The sequence below is a fragment of the Mycobacterium sp. SMC-16 genome (assembly GCF_046250085.1).
GTDB classification, from domain to species: domain Bacteria; phylum Actinomycetota; class Actinomycetes; order Mycobacteriales; family Mycobacteriaceae; genus Mycobacterium; species Mycobacterium phocaicum.
This window is the reverse complement of record NZ_CP176427.1, coordinates 2,648,186-2,666,877: the sequence shown is the minus strand read 5'-3', so window position 1 is coordinate 2,666,877 and position 18,692 is coordinate 2,648,186. Positions and strand designations below refer to the sequence as shown.

Genomic DNA, 18,692 nt, shown 5'->3' with positions numbered 1-18,692 from the left:
CGTGCGTCAGCCACCCAACGGAATCTGCGAGCCACCGGTACCCGGCACCAGGCCAGGCGGCAGGCCACCCGGACCACCGATGACGATGGGGTTCTGCGGCTTCGCGCCGGCGGCGCGCGCCTGATTGCGCTTCTGGAACTTCACCGTGTCCTGCAGCGCATGGATCAGCGGCACCTGGTTGGGACGCTGGTCGAGCGCCGCCTCGATATCGGCGAGGTTGCCCCGCGACGGACCGAAGCCCTGCGAACGCAGCTTGAGCGCGGTGTGGAGCAGCTTCGAGAGATCACCGCCGCTGGCACCGATGTCGTACTGGGCGTCCAGGTCGTCCAGAATGTCGGCGTGTGCCGCGGCAGGAGTGATCATCATCCCGGCAGCCACAGCTCCCGCCAGAATCGCGCCGGCAACACCACGCCGCCTCCGGCTGGTGTGTGACGTCATGCGTTCTCCATTCGATATCTGCGCCCGACGGCGTGAACCCCGACTGACAAACCGCAGCCTAACAGCGACGACCAGGACCGGCAGGCTGTCACGACAGACTGCTCGTCCCGGTCAACTCGGCCTGGGCGGCCGCGGTGAAGGGCACGAACGAGTCGCTGTCGACGTCGAACTGCCACGAGTTGTCCGTCGATTCGGGCACGCCGGCGGCCCGCAGTTCGGCCAGCACCGGGCGATACGACGCGTTGAGCGCCAGCTCCGGCACCACGTGGATGAGGTCCGGCACCACGCCGACCGGCAGCTCGGCCAACGCCTCACGGAGGTCGGCGGGCAGCACACTGCCACCCGGACGCAGGCTCAACGCCGTGACCGCCAGCTCCCGATCGGCAACCGGCACTCGGTAGGTGACGGCGATGTCGACCGCGTCGAGACGGCCGAGCGCATTGCCGACCTCCTTGCCGAACACGACGCCGCGCGGAGTGCGGATGACCGAACGGCGGTTGTCGACCATCCAGTAGTCGCCGTCGTCGTCGCGGCGGAACAGGAACTCGGTCGATACCCAGGTGTCCCCCGGCGCGAAGACACCACGCTTGACCGACGCGGTCGGGTCGACAGGCCCACGCGGCTTGGCCAGCAGCACACCCACCTCGTTGGGCTCGGCGAGCGCCACGAAGCCGTCGTCGCCCTCGAGGATGAGGTCGTCGTCGACGTCGTAGGCGGCCAACGCGATCTGACCGCCGCCCGGCAATGGCCGGCCCTCACTGCCGATCTTGGCGCCCGACACGTTGGCCAGCACGGCCTGACCATCGGTCGTGGTGAAGAACTCCAGGACATGTGCGGGCTGGAACGCCTCCTCGACACGGCGCCACAACCCGGCCGGCATGCCTGAGCCGATGAACAGGCGCACCGGGTGGGTTCCGTTGATCACGAACGACGCGTCGTCGATGACGTCGCGCAGCATCGCCCACGTGTAGGACACCACGGTGACGCCGTACTGCCGCAGTTCGTGCACGAAGCGGTCGGGCCGCAGACCACGGGACAGCGCGATGCGCGCACCGCCGACGACGGCGCCGCCGAGCGAGACCAGCAGGCCGGACTGGTGGTGCAGCGGCGTCAGGCAGTAGACGGTGTCGCCGCGGCCCAGGTTGGCCGCCGATGCGGTGCCGAATGCCGACAGCGCCCAGCGGAAGTTGGTGATCTGCCGGGCCACCAGCTCGCCGCCGACGTTCGCGAACGCGATGTAGGCCAGGTCCTGCGCGTAGCCGGGGTTGGGCCGGTACCAGCCGGGCAGCTCGACGACGTCGGGGTCGATCTGTTCCATGTCGACGACGTCGGCGTCGTCGGTCAGGTGCAGATCGCGGTTCTCGCCGCCACCGAGCACCAGCACGCGCGTCCGAAGCCGCCGGGCCGCATCGAGATTCGCCGGGTCCGAGATGATGTCGGTGACGCCACCGAGGCGGGCGGCGACGGCCAGGTCGGCATCGGGCGGCATCAGGACGGCCACCGCGCCGAGACGCGACAGCGCCGCGATGGCGACGAGCGCACTGGGGCGGGTCTCCATCAACACGCCGACCCGAACGCCCTGCCGCACACCGACTTCGATCAGTCCGCGGACGACGTTGTTGATGCGGCGGTCCACTGCCTCGTAGGTGTGCACGCGGCCGTCGAACAGCAGGAACTCACCGTCCGGCGCGCCCTGGGCCTGCTCACAGATGATGCGGCCCAACGAGATTCGCGTGTGGTCGTTGATCTGGCCGAGACGGGCCAGCCGCGGCAGGGTCCGGACGGTCTCGATGGCCAGCGCCCGCGTCGACTTACCGGCCGTCACCACGGCGTCGGCCGCGGTGTTGGCGAGACTGAACGCCATCTCCGTCGCGGCTGCGGCACCGTGGGCCACGCGGATCGCCAGCGGCACCGACTCGCGCGGCAGTTCGGACTGCAACGGCATCGGTACCACGTCGGCAGGCATCGGTCCGCCGGCGTCGAGCCACTTGACCCACGACGCCACCGTCGGCCAGCTCTGGCCGGCGGCCTTGGAACCCACGACGAGACCGAAATGCCCGACGCGAATGAGGTATTCGTAGACGTCGGCCTCCGGGGCGGCGCGCTTGATACCGCGCACCGCGGCGGGCTGACCGATGTCGTCGACTTCGCCGACCACGGCGAGGACCGGGCAGGTGATGTCGGACAGCGTCACCAGATTGCCGTGGATGGCGAAGCCGCCGGTCATCATGCGGTTGTGCGCGATGAACTGCTTGAGCAGCTCCGCGATGGCCGGGCCGGACCAGGCGATCCAGCCCTCGCTGGCCAGGAACCGGCGCTGCTGCTCGCGCGGCAACAACGCTTCACGGTCATGCAGCTGGCGCAAGAAGTCGAGGCGCGACTGCGCGGTCTTGATCGGGTCCAGCATCTGAAAACCGTTGCGCGCCAGCCAACCCGGGATGTTGAGGCGGCTGAAGACATGGTCGGCCATGAAGTCCGCGACGCCCGATGCCAGGTTCGCCGGCATGTTCATCGGCAGTGCGGCCAGCGTGTCCACCGGGGACCCGAAGGCGATGATGCTGGCCAGATCGCGGGACTGCCGGTACGCGGCGGTCTGGTAGGCGAACATGCCACCCTGCGAATAGCCGGCCAGGTGGACGTCTTTGCCGGTGGTCTCCTTGACGGTGTCGATGGCCGCACTGAGCCCCACCACATGGTCGGCCAGGTTGCGGTCCATGCCGCCCTCCACCTGATCCGGCGAGCCGAAGTCGATGACCCACGGGTCGAGGCCGGCGGCGTGCAGGATGCCGACGGCGCCGTCGTCGCGCGTCACGTCCCACATGTCGGCGGACATCATCATCGGATGCACCATCAGCACCGGCGAACCGGCCGGCGCCGCGCCAGGACGCGCGTCCGGCGGGAAGTAGCGCCGCAGGCGGTACATCGGCACGCTCTCGACGATCTGGAACGGCGACGGCACGGCGCCCGTCTCCAAACCGCCATAGCGCAGCACTTCCAGGCCGTTTTGAGCGGTAGCTACCAACCGCTCCACCGGCCCGGTGATCACCGAAAAGTCCACCACCGGGTACTCCCTTTTGGTCAAATAAGTACAAATCCCCCGATTACGACGCCATCATGGCACAACGCGCTGGTTACCTCGTGGTTACGGCGTGGCAGAGGCACCTGCGGCCGACGCCTAGAATCTGCGCCTGATGGCGCATCTACTCGGGGCCGAAGCCCTGCATCTGGAATTTCCGACCCGTGTGGTTTTCGATTCGCTGACGGTCGGGATCGAGGAGGGCGACCGGATCGGCATCGTCGGCCGTAACGGCGACGGCAAATCCAGTTTGCTGGCAATGCTGGGCGGCCGGCTCAAGCCCGACTCCGGGCGGGTGACGGTGCGCGGCGGCGTCCGGATCGGGATGCTCGACCAGGCCGACACCCTCGACCACACCGACACCGTCGGGCATGCCGTCGTCGGCGACGTCCCCGAGCACGAATGGGCCGGCGATGCGCGCGGCCGCGACGTCATCGCCGGGCTGCTCGGCGACCTCGACTGGAACGCGGTGATCGGCACGCTGTCGGGCGGACAGCGCCGCCGCGTGGCCCTGGCCCGTCTGCTCGCCGGCGACCACGACGTCCTGATCCTCGACGAGCCGACCAACCACCTCGACGTCGAAGCGATCACCTGGCTGGCCGCGCATCTGAAGAAGCGCTGGGCCGCCAACGCCGGCGGCTTGCTCGTCGTCACCCACGACCGGTGGTTCCTCGACGAGGTCTGTACCGCGACCTGGGAGGTGCACGACCGCATCGTCGAACCGTTCGAGGGCGGCTACGCGGCGTACATCCTGCAGCGCGTGGAGCGCGACCGGCAGGCGGCCGCCTCTGAGGCCCGGCGGCAGAACCTGGCCCGGAAAGAACTCGCGTGGCTGCGCCGCGGCGCACCCGCGCGCACGTCGAAGCCGAAGTTCCGCATCGACGCCGCCAACGCGCTGATCGCCGATGTGCCCGAGATCCGCGACAAGGTGGCGCTGCAGTCGCTGGCCGTGACACGCCTCGGCAAGCAGGTCGTCGACATCCTGGACGCGTCGGTGACCTACGGCGAGAGGCAGGTGTTGCAGGACGTCGAGTGGCGCATCGCGCCGGGCGAGCGCACCGGCATCCTCGGCGTCAACGGCGCCGGCAAGTCGACGCTGCTCGGGTTGATCGACGGGTCGGTCGAGCCGACCGAAGGCCGGGTCAAGCACGGCAAGACGGTGCAGATCGCCGCGCTCACCCAGGGTGTGGAGAAGCTCGCCGAGCATCTCGATGAGCCCGTACGGGTGGTGCTCAGCCGGCTCGCCACCACCTACACGTTCGGATCCGGTTCCAAGGCACAGGAACTCAGCCCCAGCCAGCTGCTGGAGCGTCTCGGCTTCGCCAGTGCTCAGCTGTCCACCCCCGTGAAGGACCTGTCCGGTGGGCAGCAGCGCCGGCTGCAGCTGCTCCTGATCCTGCTGGAACAGCCAAACGTGCTGATCCTCGACGAGCCGACCAACGACCTGGACACCGACATGCTGGCGGCCATGGAGGACCTGCTGGACTCCTGGCCCGGCACGCTGATCGTCGTCAGCCACGACCGGTACTTCCTGGAGCGCGTCACCGATCAACAGTTCGGCATCCTCGGCGGTCGTCTGCGCCACCTGCCCGGCGGGGTCGACGAGTACCTGCGGCTGCGGGCCTCGCACGCGGCGCAGACCGGTGCGGCGGTGACAAAGCCGGCGGCGGTGGCGGCCGCCGGCTCAGCCGGGGGCTTGTCCGGCGCCGAGCTGCGCGCGGCGCAGAAGGAACTCACCGCCATCGAGCGGCGACTGGAGAAACTCTCCGGCCAGATCGACACGGCACACCAGCGTCTGGCTGAGCATGACCAAGGCGATTACGAAGGGCTGCAACGCCTCACGGGCTCGCTGCGCGAGCTCGAAGGTGAAGTGACCGAACTCGAGGACCGCTGGATGGAGTTGTCCGAGGACGTCAGTAGCTGAACGTGGTGGCCGGTTCGTCGCCGATCCACTGCCACAGCGGGATGGTGCCGCCGAGGTCCGCGTTGGCCACGATGTGTTCGGCGTCAAGGGCTTTGGCGTTGAAGCAGATCGGGCAGATGAGGAACTTGCCGCCGGCGGCGGCGTAGCGGGCCATCAGGTCAGGCAGTGGTGGGCAGCCGTCGCATGCGACGCCGAGCGCGAATCCCGGTTGGGCGAGGCGCACGGCTTCCTTGGCCAGGAACATCATCGTCGGGTGTCCCTGTTCGGCCGCGCCGACGGCCATGAGCAGGGCGATGGTGACCTTCTCGGCGTCCTCCAGACCGGTGGTGAGGCTGATCGCCACTTTCGAGCTCATGAGCGGTTCTCCTTCTGTTCGGGCTGAAATCCTGAGCACAGCAAGTCGATTGAACGGATGCGGTCATCGGCGGCGGCGAACAGGCGCTGCTCGACGATCTTGACGGCGGTCGGGTCGCCCGGTGGCGAGGTGCGAACCCGCCAGCTCAGCGCGACGCGGTCGCCGACGCGGCCGACGGAAGCATCGACCAGTTCGAAGGTGTCGGCGCCGAACCAGTGCCGGAAGCGCTCGACGGTGTCGTCGGCGCCGGTCACGTCGACGAGGCCGGGCGGGATCAGGGCGCGGAAATGTACCTCGGGATCTAGGCATTCGGCGAGCGCCGCGAAATCCCGGCCGGCGAAAGCCTCCAGGAAGGCGCCCGCCACAGCCCATCCCGTGCCGATGTCGTTGCTCATGTATCGGTTCTACGGCCCGCCGGCGCCTCGGCACATCGGGTGAATACCCGATCTATTCGGCGGCGCTGACCAATCCGTGGTGCATGGCGAACATCGCGGCGGCACCGCGCGTCGACACCCCGATCTTGGTGTAGATGTGTTCGACGTGAGTGCCGACGGTGCGTGGCGTGATCGAAAGGTGTTGGGCGATCTGCCGATTCGATGAACCACGGACCAGTTGCTCGAGGACTTCGAGTTCGCGGCCGGTCAGACCGGCGACGAGTGGGGTCCGGCGGGTGGGCCGGCAGCCCGCGGCGGTCAGCACCGCGCCGACTGCGGCGCCGTCGAGCCGCCCTGCGGTGACCTCCGCGCGCAGGGCTTCGGCGCGGTCGGCGCGTGCCAACGCGGTCCGGTGCGGACGATCCTCGCCGAGTGCCTGGTAGACCGCCGCGGCGGCCAGGAGCCGGGCCGGCGCCGGGATCGCCGTGCCGGTGAGCCCGCGTGGGTACCCGCTGCCGTCCATGCGTTCATGGCCGGCCGCGGCGACCGCGCCGATCTCGCACAGCCGCGGCTGCCGGCACAGCACCCGTTCGGTGAGATACGGGACGGTGCGAACGCGCTCGCGTTCGGCAATGGTCAAGGGACCCGGCTTGTTCCAGATGCCCGTCGAGACACCGATGGCCCCGATCCGGTGTACCAACGCCGCGCGTTCGGCGAGGGCGACGTCGTCGGCACTGAGTCCGGCCGCTCTGGCCGCCGCTGCGGTGAGTTCGGCGACGCGGCGTGAATAGCCCAGGAACCAGGGCGATTTCAGGTCGGCGTAGTCGGCGAAGACCCGCAACACCGCGGTCAATTCGGCGTCGGGGATGGTGCGATCGAGCGACGCGCAGCCTCCGATCACCGAGGCCCAGGCGTCGACGGTGTCGAGTCCCCCGAAGATCTCGTCGGACCGGGCACAGCACACGTCCACCAGCTCGGGGTCGAACTCGGTCCCCCGGCGGCTGCGCAACATCTCCAGCGCGCCGTCGACGCCGCCGGTGCGGTGGTGCACCTCGGCGTCGTCGGCGATGTGGACGACGCGCGTCACCGGCTGGATCTGCGTACCCCGGGCCCGGCCCGGCACACCCTTGCCGTCCCAGCGCTCGAAGGCGTCGAGCAGTGCGGCGCGCACCTCGGGCGGCAGGTCCAAGCGGTCCGCGATGTCGCTGGCCGTCTGACAGTGGCTGACAAACAGTTTCGGCATCTCGGCGACGCCCTGGGCCAGGAAGCGGCCGACCATGGTGATGCGCTGCAACGCCGGCTGCCCTTGCGCGAGGTGGCCCAGCAGAAACCGCGCCATGCCGGGTCCGGCCTTGTCCACCTGGTAGCTGTCGGCCCGCATCTGGAGGTCGTCGCCGAACCAGTGCGCCAGCTCGTGCGAGTCGGCAACACATCCCATCCAGGCCAGTAGCGACACATAGAAGGCAGCGGCCTGAAGCTCGGGCGCCATGCCCGCGGCCGCGGCCAGGCGCGTCGCGATGACCGTCTGGCGCAACACATGCTCCTGCGGCTGTCCCAGACCGAGATCGGTGGCGAGCGAGAGCGAGGCGACGAGCTCCGCCAGGCGCACTTCGGGCGTCTGCGTAGCGGCCATCGGCTCAGCGTAGGCGTCGGGCGGCGTCAGGAGTCGGCGTATTGCGCCAGTTCCCTGGCGATGGTGGCCTTCCGGAGCAGAAACCTGCCCTCGTCCAACTTCTTTCGGCGTAACCAGCCGGTGACTTCGGCATTGCACTTGCTGGCGTTGCACGACCGGCACGCCGGCACCACGTTGTCGAGCGTGTACCGCCCGCCGCGGGAGATGGGCTGCACGCAGTCCTTCTGCAGGTCGGCGTCGTCCGCGCCGCAGTAGGCACAACCACCCCAAATCTCTTGCAGGACAGCCCACTGCTGTGTCGTCAGGTCGTGGTCGACCTTCGCCATCCGGCGTTTGCGACGTCTGGCGTAGACGGCGGCGCGGCTGCGAACTGGCACCGCATGAGCCTACGGCCGCGGACTGGCTCAGCCCTGCAGGCGGCCCGCAACCGATCGGCGGTGTCGGCTGCTTCAGCGGCCGGGTGACAACAGGCCCGGCCGATACACGAAATCGATGCTCGCCGCGCGGTAACCGCACCAGAAGACGAGCCACACACAACCGGCGAGGAACAGCGCCGCCATGACATACCCCGGCCACCGCAGACCCCGGCCGGCCAGCGCCACGATGTACTCCATGCAGCGGACCCCGAACACGATCGGCAGCACCATCAGCGCGAACCACAGCGCGCCGGGCTGCGCTGCCAATGGGTAACACGCCCACCCGAGGCCGACCGGCAGCCCCAAGCCGAGCAGCCAGACCAACCAGTAGCCCGATTGCTCGGCCAGATGGTCGCCCAGACTCACGTCGCGGTCGCTCCGAAGGCGCCCGATGGTCACCATGACGTGCGCGAGCCCAGCCAGCAGGCACGCGGCGATCAGGGCGTAGTACCCGAGGCGTACCCCGTCCGGGCTCCATCCGACGACGATCAGCACGGGTGCCAAGGTGGCGATCATCGCGGCGAATGCGGCCAATCCGATGCCGGCCAACGCAATCGGACTGTGCCGCAGACGCCGGGCCAGGTAGCCGCGCGGAAGCTGCTTGCGCACCCGGAAGAAGGTGCGAGTCCAGTGCACCAGCAGCGGCGCCATCAACACCGGCGCCAGATGACGCAACGCCGACGGCGGCACCCACGCGGAGAACAGGACCACCGCCAACGTATAGATCCACACGCCACTGGCAAGCCGCGCGATGGTGCCCCACACGGTCTGCGCGAGAGTGTGTCGCGCTGCGTCGTGGGTGGGTGCGTCGACCAGAACCGCGGACAGACCCGCCACGCGCTCACCGGCGAAAGTCCGAGCCGCGGCGGCCTCGGTTTGCAGATCGGCATTGGCTGGATCGAGGTCCAATCCGGTGGCGATGAATTGCGCAGCACGGTCGTCACCGCACCGGCGGGCCACGCGTGCCGCGGCCAAGAACAGCTCAGCGTCATGGGATTCGAGTTCCAACGCTCGATCCAGGGCCGCCAGCGCGGCACGCCGATCCGGCACCTGCGCCAGGCAGGTCGCCAGGAGCATGTGCGCGTCGGCGTCATGGGGATGCGCGCCTGCAGCCCGGCGGGCATACCGGACCGCGTCCGCGGTGCGGCTCACCGAGAGGCTGACGCGCGCCAGGACCTGCAACGCCGACAGCGACGTGTCGTGTTGCGCTGTCGCCGCCTCTGCCGCGGCGCGGGCACGGTCCAGATCTCCGACGTTGTAGGCCGCGACGGCGAATGCCGCGAGCAGCTGTCCGTCGTGTGGGTGCTCGGCAAGGGCGGACGACAACAGGTCCGCGGCGGCTTGCCACTGGCCGACGTCGCCGAGCAGTTGGGCCCGCAGCACCACCGCCTCGACGTCCACCGGCGCCTACCCCAGCTGCGACCGCAGTTGCGCCGCCCGATCCCGAACGATGGTGAGCTGCTCGGCGACCCGGGCCGGCGCGGTGCCACCGCGGGCATCACGGGAGTCGACCGAACCGGCGATGGTAAGGACGTCCCGTACCTCGGCGGTGAGCCCCGGATGGATGCCCGCGAGCTCGTCGGCCGCGAGTTCTTCCAGTCCGACTCCCCTGGCCTCGGCGGCCTTGACCGCCGCGCCTGCCGCCTCGTGCGCGATGCGGAACGGAATGCCTTGGCGCACCATCCATTCGGCGATGTCGGTGGCCAGCGTGTAACCGAGCGGCGCCAGCGCCGCCATCCGGTCGGTGTCGAACGTCAGGGTGCCGACCAGGCCGGCCATCGCGGGCAGCAGCAGCTCGAGCTGCGCGACGGAGTCGAAGACCGGCTCCTTGTCCTCCTGCAGATCCCGGTTGTAGGCCAGCGGCTGTGCCTTGAGCGTCGCCAGCAGACCGGCCAGGTTGCCGATGAGGCGGCCGGACTTGCCACGCGCCAGTTCGGCGATGTCGGGATTCTTCTTCTGCGGCATGATCGAGCTGCCGGTCGACCAGGAGTCGTGCAGCTTGACGTAGCCGAATTCCGTTGTGCTCCAGAGGATGATGTCCTCGGACAGCCGAGACAGATCCACGGCGATCATCGCAAAGACGAAAGCCGCCTCGGCGGCGAAGTCACGCGACGACGTGGCGTCGATCGAATTGTCCGCGGCCGCATGGAATCCCAGATCCGCGGCGATGGCGTCAGGGTTCAGGCCGAGCGAGCTACCGGCGAGCGCACCGGATCCGTAGGGCGACACCGCGGCCCGCTTGTCCAGATCCAGCAGCCGGTCGGCGTCGCGCAGCAGTGGGTGCGCGTGCGCGAGCAGGTGGTGGGCCAACAGCACGGGCTGCGCCGACTGCAGGTGCGTCTTGCCGGGCATGATCGCCGTCGGGTGCGCCTCGGCCTGGCCGGCCAGCGCGGCCGCCACGTCGAGCACGCCGTTGCCGACGGTCTTGATGGCGTCGCGCAGCCACATGCGGAACAGCGTGGCCACCTGGTCGTTGCGGGACCGGCCGGCGCGCAACCGGCCACCGAGGTCGTCACCGACGCGGTCGATCAGACCGCGCTCCAGCGCGCCGTGCACGTCCTCGTCCGTCGGCAGTGGCCCGAAGGAGCCGTCGGCGACGTCGTTCCCCAGGCTGTCCAGCCCGGCCAGCAGTCCGTCGCGCTGCTCGTCGGTGAGCAACCCGGCGTTGTGCAGCACGCGGGCGTGCGCCTTGGACGCGGTGACGTCATAGGGCGCCAGCGCCCAGTCGAAGTGCGTCGACTTGCTCAGGGCGGCAAGCGCGTCGGACGGTCCGGAGGCGAACCGGCCACCCCACAGCGAACCTTCGTTGGTCGTGCTGCCCGACATTTACAGACCCAGGTCGCGCTTGGCGGAGATCTTGGAGCTCAGGCCGTGCAGCTGGACGAAGCCCTTGGCCGCGCTCTGGTCGAAGCTGTCGCCCTCGTCGTAGGTGGCGAGGTTGAAGTCGTAGAGCGACTCACCCGAGCGACGGCCGTTGACCGAGATGTGGCCACCGTGCAGGACGAGGCGGATGTCGCCGGAGACGTGCTGCTGGGTGTGCTCGACGAACGCCTCCAGCGAGGCCTTCAGCGGGCTGTACCAGAGGCCGTCGTACGTCAGCTCGCCCCACTTGCGGTCCACGCCGCGCTTGTAGCGGCCGAGCTCGCGCTCCAGGCAGACGTGCTCGAGCTCGGTGTGCGCGGTGATCAGCACCATGGCGCCCGGGGCCTCGTAGATCTCGCGGGACTTGATGCCGACCAGACGGTCCTCGACGACGTCCAGGCGGCCGACGCCCTGCGCACCGGCGCGGGAGTTGAGCTCCTGGATGATCTGCAGCACGCTCAGGGGGCGGCCGTCGATGGCGACGGGGCGGCCCTTGTCGAAGCTGACGATCAGCTCGTCAGGGGTGTTGAAGTGGACCGTCGGGTCCTCGGTGTAGTCGTAGACGTCCTTGGTCGGGGCGTTCCACAGGTCCTCGAGGAAGCCGGTCTCGACGGCGCGGCCCCAGACGTTCTGGTCGATCGAGAACGGCGACTTCTTGGTGACGTTGATCGGGATGTCGTTCTCCTGCGCGAAGGCGATGGCCTTCTCGCGGGTCCAGGCGTAGTCGCGGACCGGGGCGATGACCTCCAGCTCGGGGGCCAGGGTGTTGAAGCCGACCTCGAAGCGGACCTGGTCATTGCCCTTGCCGGTGCAGCCGTGCGCGACGACGGTGCCGCCATGGCTGCGGGCCGCCTCGACCAGGTGCTTGACGATCAGCGGGCGCGAGATCGCCGACACCAGAGGGTACCGGTCCATGTACAGCGCGTTGGCCTTGATGGTGGGCAGGCAGTACTCGTCGGCGAACTCGTCGCGCGCATCGACAACCACGGCCTCGACGGCGCCGCAATCGATGGCACGCTGACGCACCACCTCCATGTCCTCGCCGCCCTGGCCCAGGTCGATGGCCACGGCGACGACGTCTTTGCCGGTCTCCTTGCCGATCCAGCTGATCGCGACCGAAGTGTCCAGACCGCCGGAATACGCCAGGATGACGCGCTCGGACATGTGTCAATCTCCTTGTTCTAGTACTGCTACAGGTTCTCGAAGGTGGCGGCGAGCTCGGCGCCGCTCATCGGTTCGCGGGCGACAACCAAAAGGGTGTCATCACCGGCGATCGTGCCCACAACATAAGGCAGAGCCGCCCGATCTATTGCACTGGCCAGGTACTGCGCCGCCCCAGGTGGCGTACGTAACACCGCCAGGTTGGCGCTGGCGTCGGTGGACACCAGCAGCTCGCCGAGCAGTCGGGACAGCCGCTCGGTGCCGCCCGAGACGCCTTTGACGGGGCTGCCGTCCTCGGGGACGACGTAGACGCCGGTGCCGCCGTCGGCGCCGCGCAGCTTGACCGCACCGAGTTCCTCCAGGTCCCGCGACAGCGTGGCCTGGGTGACGTCGATGCCCTCCGCGGCGAGCAGGGCCGCGAGTTCGGTCTGGCTGCGCACCGGGTTCGCCGACAGCAGCGCCACGATGCGCGACTGTCGTCCGGCCCGGGTCGGTGCGGTCATCGTGCGTTGTGCTCCAACAGCCAGACCAGCATGGCCTTCTGCGCGTGCAGACGGTTCTCGGCCTCGTCGAACACCGCGCTCTGCGGGCCGTCGATCACCTCGTCGGTGATCTCGTCCCCGCGGTGCGCCGGCAGGCAGTGCAGCACCACGGCGTCATCGTTGGCGCGGCCCAGCAGCGCGGTGTTGACCTGGAACGGGCGGAACGGCCGCACGCGGTCCAGGCCGTCGTTCTCCTGGCCCATCGAGGTCCAGGTGTCGGTGACGAGGACGTCGGCGCCGTCGGCGGCGGCCTGCGGGTCGGTGGTGACGGTGACGGTCGCGCCCGTCTCCGCCGCGCGCTTCTTGGCGGCCTCGACGAACTGCGGGTCGGGCTCGAAGCCCTTCGGCGCGGCGATGGTCACGTTGAGGCCGGCCGTGACGCCGCCGACCATCAGCGAGTGCGCCATGTTGTTGGCGCCGTCGCCGAGGTAGCTCATGTTGAGCCCGGCCAGCTTGCCCTTGCGCTCGGCGATGGTCTGCAGATCGGCCAGCACCTGGCAGGGGTGGAACTCGTCGGACAGGGCGTTGACGATCGGTACGGTCGCGCCCGACGCCATGGCCGTCAGGCGCTCCTGCGCGAACGTGCGCCAGACGATGCCGTCGACGTAGCGCGACAGCACGGCGCCGGTGTCCTCGAGGGTCTCCTCGCGGCCCAGCTGCGTGCTGCGACCGTCGACGACGACAGCGTGCCCGCCGAGCTGGGCGATGCCCATCTCGAACGAGAAGCGGGTGCGGGTGGAGTTCTTCTCGAAGATGACGGCGATGCCCCGCGGGCCCTCGAGCGGACGACGGCTGAACGGCGCCTTCTTGAGTTCGGCGGCCAGCGCGAGGACCTCGGCCTGCTCTTCAGGCGTCAGATCGTCGTCACGGAGAAAATGGCGGATCACTTGGACTCCCCTGCTGCGGTGTCGAGAACGGTGGGTAGGGCGGTCAGGAACGCGTCGATCTGCGCGTCGGTGATGACCAGCGGCGGCGCCAGCCGCACGACGTCGGCAGCCGCGGCGTTGACGAGGAAACCCGCGTCGCGCGCGGCGTTCTCGACAGCCTTGGCCTGCGGCGCGGTCAGGACGACGCCGAGCAATAGCCCGCGGCCACGCACGTGGTCGACCAGCGGGTGGTTCAGCTCCTCGATACCGTGTGCCAGCGTCTTGCCGGCGGAGTCGGCGCGGTGCACGAGGTCGTCATCGGCGAGGGTCTTGACGACCGCCAGGCCCGCAGCCGTGCACACCGGGTTACCACCGAAGGTGCTGCCGTGCATGCCCGGCTGCAGCAGTTCGGCCGCATCGCCGATGGCGATGCAGGCGCCGACGGGCAGACCGCCGCCGAGGCCCTTGGCCAGCGTGATGACGTCGGGCGTGATGCCGTCGTGCTGGTGCGCGTAGAACGCGCCCGTGCGGCCGATTCCCGTCTGCACCTCGTCGAGCACCAGCAGCGCACCATGTTTCGCGGTGAGCTCTCGTGCCTTGACCAGGTAGCCGGCCGGCGGGGTGACGACGCCGCCCTCGCCCATGATCGGTTCGAGGAACACCGCCGCGGTCTCGTCGGTCACGGCCGCTTCGAGCGCCTCGACGTCGCCGTACGGCACGTGGGTGACGTCACCGGGCAGCGGCAGGAACGGCCCCTGCTTACCGGGCTGGCCGGTCAGGGCCAGCGAGCCCATGGTGCGGCCGTGGAACGCCCCTTGGGCCGCAACGATTTTGGTGCGGCCGGTGAGCCGGCTGATCTTGAACGCGGCTTCGTTGGCTTCGGCGCCGGAGTTGCAGAAGAAGACTCGCGCCGGCGCGTCGAGCTGGGCCACCAAGGCTTCGGCCAGCGCGATACCCGGTTCGGTGGCGTACAGATTCGAGGTGTGGCCCAGCGTGTTCAGCTGCGTGGTGACGGCCTCGATCACCGCCGGATGACGATGTCCCAGCACGTTCACCGCGATGCCGGCCAGGAAGTCGACGTAGCTCTTGCCGTCCGCGTCGGTGACCACGGCGCCGTCGCCGCTGACCAGCGCGACGGGCGGCGTGCCGTAGTTGTTGGTCATCACCGCTTGCCAACGGGCTTGCATTGCTTCGGTTCCCTTCATGCGGGTGACACGACCTTGGTTCCGGTGCCCTCGTCGGTGAACAGCTCGACGAGGACACAGTGTTCGACCCGGCCGTCGATGACGTGCGCGCTCGGGACACCGTTCTCCACGGCCCGCAGGCATGCCTCGATCTTGGGCACCATGCCGGATTCGAGCTTCGGCAAGAGTTGTGCCAGTGCGGCGGTGTCGATTTCGGTGACCAGCGAGGTGCGGTCCGGCCAGTCGGTGTACAGGCCTTCGACGTCGGTGAGCATCAGCAGCTTCTCGGCGCCGAGCGCTTCGGCGACTGCGGCCGCGGCGGTGTCGGCGTTGATGTTGTGCACCACGCCGTCGGCGTCGGGAGCGATGGTGGACACCACCGGAATCCGGCCCGCGTCGATGAGATCCAGGATGGCCTCGGCGTTGACGTGTTCGACGTCGCCGACCAGACCGATGTCGGTGGGCACGCCGTCGACCGTCACGCTGCGCCGCACCGCGGTGAACAGCTGTGCGTCCTCACCGGTGATGCCGACCGCGTACGGGCCGTGGGCGTTGATCAGCCCGACGAGCTCGCGGCCGACCTGCCCGAACAGCACCATCCGGGCGACGTCGAGGACCTCGGGCGTGGTGACGCGGAAGCCGCCCTTGAAATCACCTTCGATACCAAGGCGTTTCAGCATCGCGCTGATCTGCGGACCACCGCCGTGCACGACCACCGGCTGGATGCCGCAGTTGCGCAGGAACGCCATGTCGGCGGCGAAGGCCGCCTTGAGGGTGTCGTCGGTCATGGCGTTGCCGCCGTACTTGACCACGACGATCTTGCCGTGCAGCTGCTTGAGCCACGGCAGCGCCTCGGCAAGCACCGCCGCCTTCACCGCGGTCGAGAGCCCGGCCGTGCTCATGAGCTGTACGCCGAGTTCTCTTCGACGTAGGCGTGCGAGAGGTCGGTGGTCCGGATGGTGGCCTCGTGCTCGCCGATCTGCAGGTCGACGACGACCTCGATGTCGGCGCCCGAGAGGTCGACGTCGCGGGCACCTGGCGCGCCGGCACCGTCGATGCACACCGCGGAACCGTTGAACGACACGCTGATCCGGTCCGCCACGAGTTCGATGGGCGCGATGCCGATGGCGGCCAGGACCCGGCCCCAGTTGGGATCGGACCCGAACAGCGCGGTCTTCACGAGGCTGTCGCGCGCCAGCGCTCGGGCACCCACGAGGGCGTCGTCCTCACTGGCCGCGCCCTTGACGGTGATCGCGATGCGCTTGGTGACGCCTTCGGCGTCGGCCTGCAGCTGCGCGCACAGGTCGTCACAGACGGCGAGGACCGCCTCATCCAATTCGCTTTGGCTGGGCCGGATTTCGCTGGCGCCGGACGACAGCAGCAGCACCGTGTCGTTGGTGGAGCAGCTGCCGTCGATGTCGAGCCGGTCGAAGGTTCTGCCGGCCGCGTTCTTGAGGGCGAGGTTCAGCGCTTCAGCGTCGGCGACGGCGTCGGTGGTGATGACCACCAGCATGGTCGCCAGCGACGGCGCCATCATCCCGGCACCCTTGGCCATGGCACCGATGGTCCACTTGCCCGGGTGGTGCAGCGCAACCTGTTTCGGCACGGTGTCGGTGGTCATGATGGCCCGCGCGGCCTCGTCACCGCCCGACAGCCCACCGGCCATCTCATGCACGATCTCGGTGACACCGGCCAGCACCTTGTCCATCGGGAGCCGATCCCCGATCAGGCCCGTCGAACACACCGCGACCTCGATGGCCCCGGTCTCGGTGCCCCAGTCACTCAGCGCGGCGGCGACGGCCTCGGCGGTCTGGTGGGTGTCCTGAAAACCGCCCGGGCCGGTACAGGCGTTGGCGCCACCGGAGTTCAGGATGACCGTCCGCAACCGGCCGCTCTTGAGGACCTGTTCGCTCCACTGCACGGGAGCGGCCCGCACCTTGTTGCGGGTGAAGACCCCGGCGGCCGACAGGTCGGGTCCCTCGTTGAACACCAGCGCCAGGTCCGGTTTCCCGGAAGCCTTGATGCCGGCTGCGATTCCGGCTGCCCGGAAGCCTTCCGGCGCGGTGACGCCCTGGTTGCGATGCAGGGACGGGGTGTCGGTCACGGTGCTACTCCCACGGTGGATAGTCCTTCGGTTTCCGGCCAGCCGAGCGCGATGTTCATGGACTGTACTGCCGCGCCGCCGGTGCCCTTGGTCAGGTTGTCGATGGCGCACAGAGCGACAAGGGTCTTCGCGTCCTCGTCGACCGCGACGGCGATCTGCGCGGCGTTGCTGCCCACGACCGAACCGGTCTTGGGCAGCTGTCCTTCCGGCAGCAGGTGGATGAACGGCTCACTGGCATAAGCCTTTTCGTACGCCGCGCGGATCTCCTCGACGGACGCCGTGGTGCGCGCGGTGCACGTCGCGAGGATGCCGCGCGATGTCGGGATCAGCACCGGGGTGAACGAGACCGTCACGTCCTTGTCGGTGACGGCGCGCAGGCCCTGGGCGATCTCCGGGGTGTGCCGGTGCGCGCCGCCGACGTTGTAGGCCCGGGCCGAGCCGATGACCTCGGCGGCCGACAGGTCGACCTTGCCGGACTTGCCGGCGCCCGAGGTGCCGCTGACCGCCACGACGGTGACGTTGGGCTCGACGAGCCCGGCCGCGACGGCGGGGACGAGAGCCAGCAGCGCCGAGGTCGGGTAGCAGCCCGGTACCGCGATGCGTTTGGTGCCGACGAGCTTGTCCCGGCCGCCCGGCAGTTCAGGCAGGCCGTAGGGCCAGCTGCCGGCGTGCTCGGAGCCGTAGAACTTCTCCCACGCGGCGGCGTCGGTGAGCCGGAAGTCGGCGCCGCAGTCGATGATCAGGGTGTCCGGGCCGAGTTGCTGCGCGAGCGCGGCCGAATGTCCGTGCGGCAGACCCAGGAAGACGACGTCGTGCCCGGCGAGAACGTCGACCTCGGTGGGCTGCAGCACCTGCTGCGCGATGGGCAGCAGGTGCGGGTGATGGTCACCGACCGTGGTGCCGGCGTTACCCGCGGCAGTCAGCGCACCGATGGTGAGGCGACCGTCGGCGTAGGCCGGATGGCCCAGCAGGAGCCGCAGAATCTCGCCGCCGGCATACCCACTGGCGCCGGCCACCGCCACAGAAGTCATACAAGCGATTCTGCATGGTTATGCATCAACTTGCAAACCAATTACTGCGCCTTCTGGAGTCACGCAACGTGTTGTCGCGGATGACGCCCGGTGAAAGCGACCAAGCGATCAAGAGCCTCGGCATCGGTGGTTACCGGTACCTGAGGGTCGAACCCCGCAGTACGCCGACTGTCCGGGGTGATGATGCGCTGTGCAAGCGAGAGCACGAAGTCGGCGTGTGCGGCGGCGACAGCCAGCGGGCGTGCCAGTGCCTGCGCGAAGTCCCAACCGTGCACCACCAACTCGACCGACAGCACTCCCAACGCCAGGTGCGCGGGCATGACCCTGCCGGCGAACATCGCGTCGCCTTCCGTGCCCCGAGCGCGCCAGGCGTCGATCACCGAATTCGTGGTCTGCGAGATGCGTGTCCCGATGCCCGCGTTCTGCGTGACGAAAACCTGCGCCCCAGCCGCCTCGCCCACCATTGTCACAGTTCCCGCCAGATGATCCGCCAGCGCGGCCACATCGAATCCCGGGCAGGGCGTCGGCAATCGCACACTCTCGCCGACGGCGGCGGCCAGCACCGGGAGAATCGCGGCCAATGCCATTTCAGCGCTCGACAATTCGTTCATGCCGGTGATTCTCGCCGTGCATCGCGAAGCGCGGCATAAGTAATCTGACTGCCGGCCGCGGCGGACAACCCTTGCCAATCTGGCCAGATCACTTGAAAAACCGTCACGCCCGCCG

Annotated in this window: 17 protein-coding genes; 1 reads left to right on the top strand and 16 read right to left on the bottom strand. The window is 69.0% G+C overall.

Annotated elements, in window-relative coordinates; all coding sequences use genetic code 11:
* Positions 1-6: 6 nt before the first annotated feature.
* The gene (locus tag ACJEIK_RS12860; RefSeq protein WP_064860759.1) at positions 7-438 is read right to left on the bottom strand and encodes a hypothetical protein; all 432 of its coding nucleotides are present in this window, start codon (positions 436-438) and stop codon (positions 7-9) included.
* Positions 439-526: 88 nt separating this feature from the next.
* The gene (locus ACJEIK_RS12855) at positions 527-3,499 is read right to left on the bottom strand and encodes an acyl-CoA synthetase (RefSeq protein WP_207546871.1); all 2,973 of its coding nucleotides are present in this window, start codon (positions 3,497-3,499) and stop codon (positions 527-529) included.
* A 130-nt stretch (positions 3,500-3,629) separates the two neighbouring features.
* Between ACJEIK_RS12855 and ACJEIK_RS12850 the strand changes: the two genes are divergently transcribed.
* Complete coding sequence (locus ACJEIK_RS12850) at positions 3,630-5,438, top strand: ABC-F family ATP-binding cassette domain-containing protein (RefSeq protein ID WP_064860758.1); 1,809 nt, start codon at positions 3,630-3,632, stop codon at positions 5,436-5,438.
* On the opposite strand, the gene ACJEIK_RS12845 is transcribed toward ACJEIK_RS12850, so the two are convergent.
* From ACJEIK_RS12845 to ACJEIK_RS12780, 14 genes are all read right to left on the bottom strand, one after another.
* Entirely contained in the window at positions 5,428-5,793 is a 366-nt protein-coding gene (locus ACJEIK_RS12845) for a DsrE family protein (RefSeq protein ID WP_061007321.1), read from the bottom strand. The two genes, ACJEIK_RS12850 and ACJEIK_RS12845, sit on opposite strands and share 11 nt — an antisense overlap.
* Positions 5,790-6,188, bottom strand: a complete 399-nt coding sequence (locus ACJEIK_RS12840; RefSeq protein ID WP_061007322.1) for a nuclear transport factor 2 family protein — start codon at positions 6,186-6,188, stop codon at positions 5,790-5,792. The genes ACJEIK_RS12845 and ACJEIK_RS12840 overlap by 4 nt, the downstream gene beginning before the upstream one ends.
* A 52-nt stretch (positions 6,189-6,240) precedes the next feature.
* Positions 6,241-7,800: an HD domain-containing phosphohydrolase gene (locus ACJEIK_RS12835; RefSeq protein ID WP_267323383.1), complete on the bottom strand. Its 1,560-nt coding sequence runs from the start codon at positions 7,798-7,800 to the stop codon at positions 6,241-6,243.
* 26 nt (positions 7,801-7,826) lie between these two features.
* Positions 7,827-8,126: an HNH endonuclease gene (locus tag ACJEIK_RS12830; RefSeq protein ID WP_061007324.1), complete on the bottom strand. Its 300-nt coding sequence runs from the start codon at positions 8,124-8,126 to the stop codon at positions 7,827-7,829.
* 123 nt (positions 8,127-8,249) lie between these two features.
* Positions 8,250-9,617 (bottom strand): tetratricopeptide repeat protein, encoded by a 1,368-nt coding sequence (locus tag ACJEIK_RS12825; protein ID WP_409431560.1) that lies wholly within the window; start codon positions 9,615-9,617, stop codon positions 8,250-8,252.
* Positions 9,618-9,623: 6 nt separating this feature from the next.
* The gene (gene argH, locus ACJEIK_RS12820) at positions 9,624-11,042 is read right to left on the bottom strand and encodes an argininosuccinate lyase (protein ID WP_061007326.1); all 1,419 of its coding nucleotides are present in this window, start codon (positions 11,040-11,042) and stop codon (positions 9,624-9,626) included.
* A complete protein-coding gene (locus tag ACJEIK_RS12815) occupies positions 11,043-12,242 on the bottom strand; it encodes an argininosuccinate synthase (RefSeq protein WP_267323386.1) in 1,200 nt (399 codons plus the stop codon).
* A gap of 26 nt (positions 12,243-12,268) precedes the next feature.
* The gene (locus ACJEIK_RS12810; protein ID WP_133428208.1) at positions 12,269-12,742 is read right to left on the bottom strand and encodes an arginine repressor; all 474 of its coding nucleotides are present in this window, start codon (positions 12,740-12,742) and stop codon (positions 12,269-12,271) included.
* Positions 12,739-13,668: an ornithine carbamoyltransferase gene (argF, locus tag ACJEIK_RS12805; RefSeq protein ID WP_135355142.1), complete on the bottom strand. Its 930-nt coding sequence runs from the start codon at positions 13,666-13,668 to the stop codon at positions 12,739-12,741. The genes ACJEIK_RS12810 and argF overlap by 4 nt, the downstream gene beginning before the upstream one ends.
* Positions 13,665-14,852, bottom strand: coding sequence for an acetylornithine transaminase (locus ACJEIK_RS12800; RefSeq protein ID WP_267323387.1), 1,188 nt, complete (start codon positions 14,850-14,852; stop codon positions 13,665-13,667). The genes argF and ACJEIK_RS12800 overlap by 4 nt, the downstream gene beginning before the upstream one ends.
* A complete protein-coding gene (gene argB, locus ACJEIK_RS12795; protein ID WP_064857959.1) occupies positions 14,849-15,733 on the bottom strand; it encodes an acetylglutamate kinase in 885 nt (294 codons plus the stop codon). The genes ACJEIK_RS12800 and argB overlap by 4 nt, the downstream gene beginning before the upstream one ends.
* On the bottom strand, positions 15,730-16,935 hold the full coding sequence (argJ, locus tag ACJEIK_RS12790; protein ID WP_207546778.1) for a bifunctional glutamate N-acetyltransferase/amino-acid acetyltransferase ArgJ: 1,206 nt from the start codon (positions 16,933-16,935) through the stop codon (positions 15,730-15,732). Before argJ ends, argB begins: the two co-directional genes overlap by 4 nt.
* Positions 16,932-17,966 carry an N-acetyl-gamma-glutamyl-phosphate reductase gene (gene argC / locus ACJEIK_RS12785; protein ID WP_064857960.1) on the bottom strand — a complete coding sequence of 345 codons (1,035 nt, stop codon included), beginning with the start codon at positions 17,964-17,966 and terminating at the stop codon, positions 16,932-16,934. Before argC ends, argJ begins: the two co-directional genes overlap by 4 nt.
* A gap of 59 nt (positions 17,967-18,025) precedes the next feature.
* Positions 18,026-18,577, bottom strand: a complete 552-nt coding sequence (locus tag ACJEIK_RS12780; RefSeq protein ID WP_020103331.1) for a TIGR03086 family metal-binding protein — start codon at positions 18,575-18,577, stop codon at positions 18,026-18,028.
* Between the last annotated feature and the right edge of the window lie 115 nt (positions 18,578-18,692).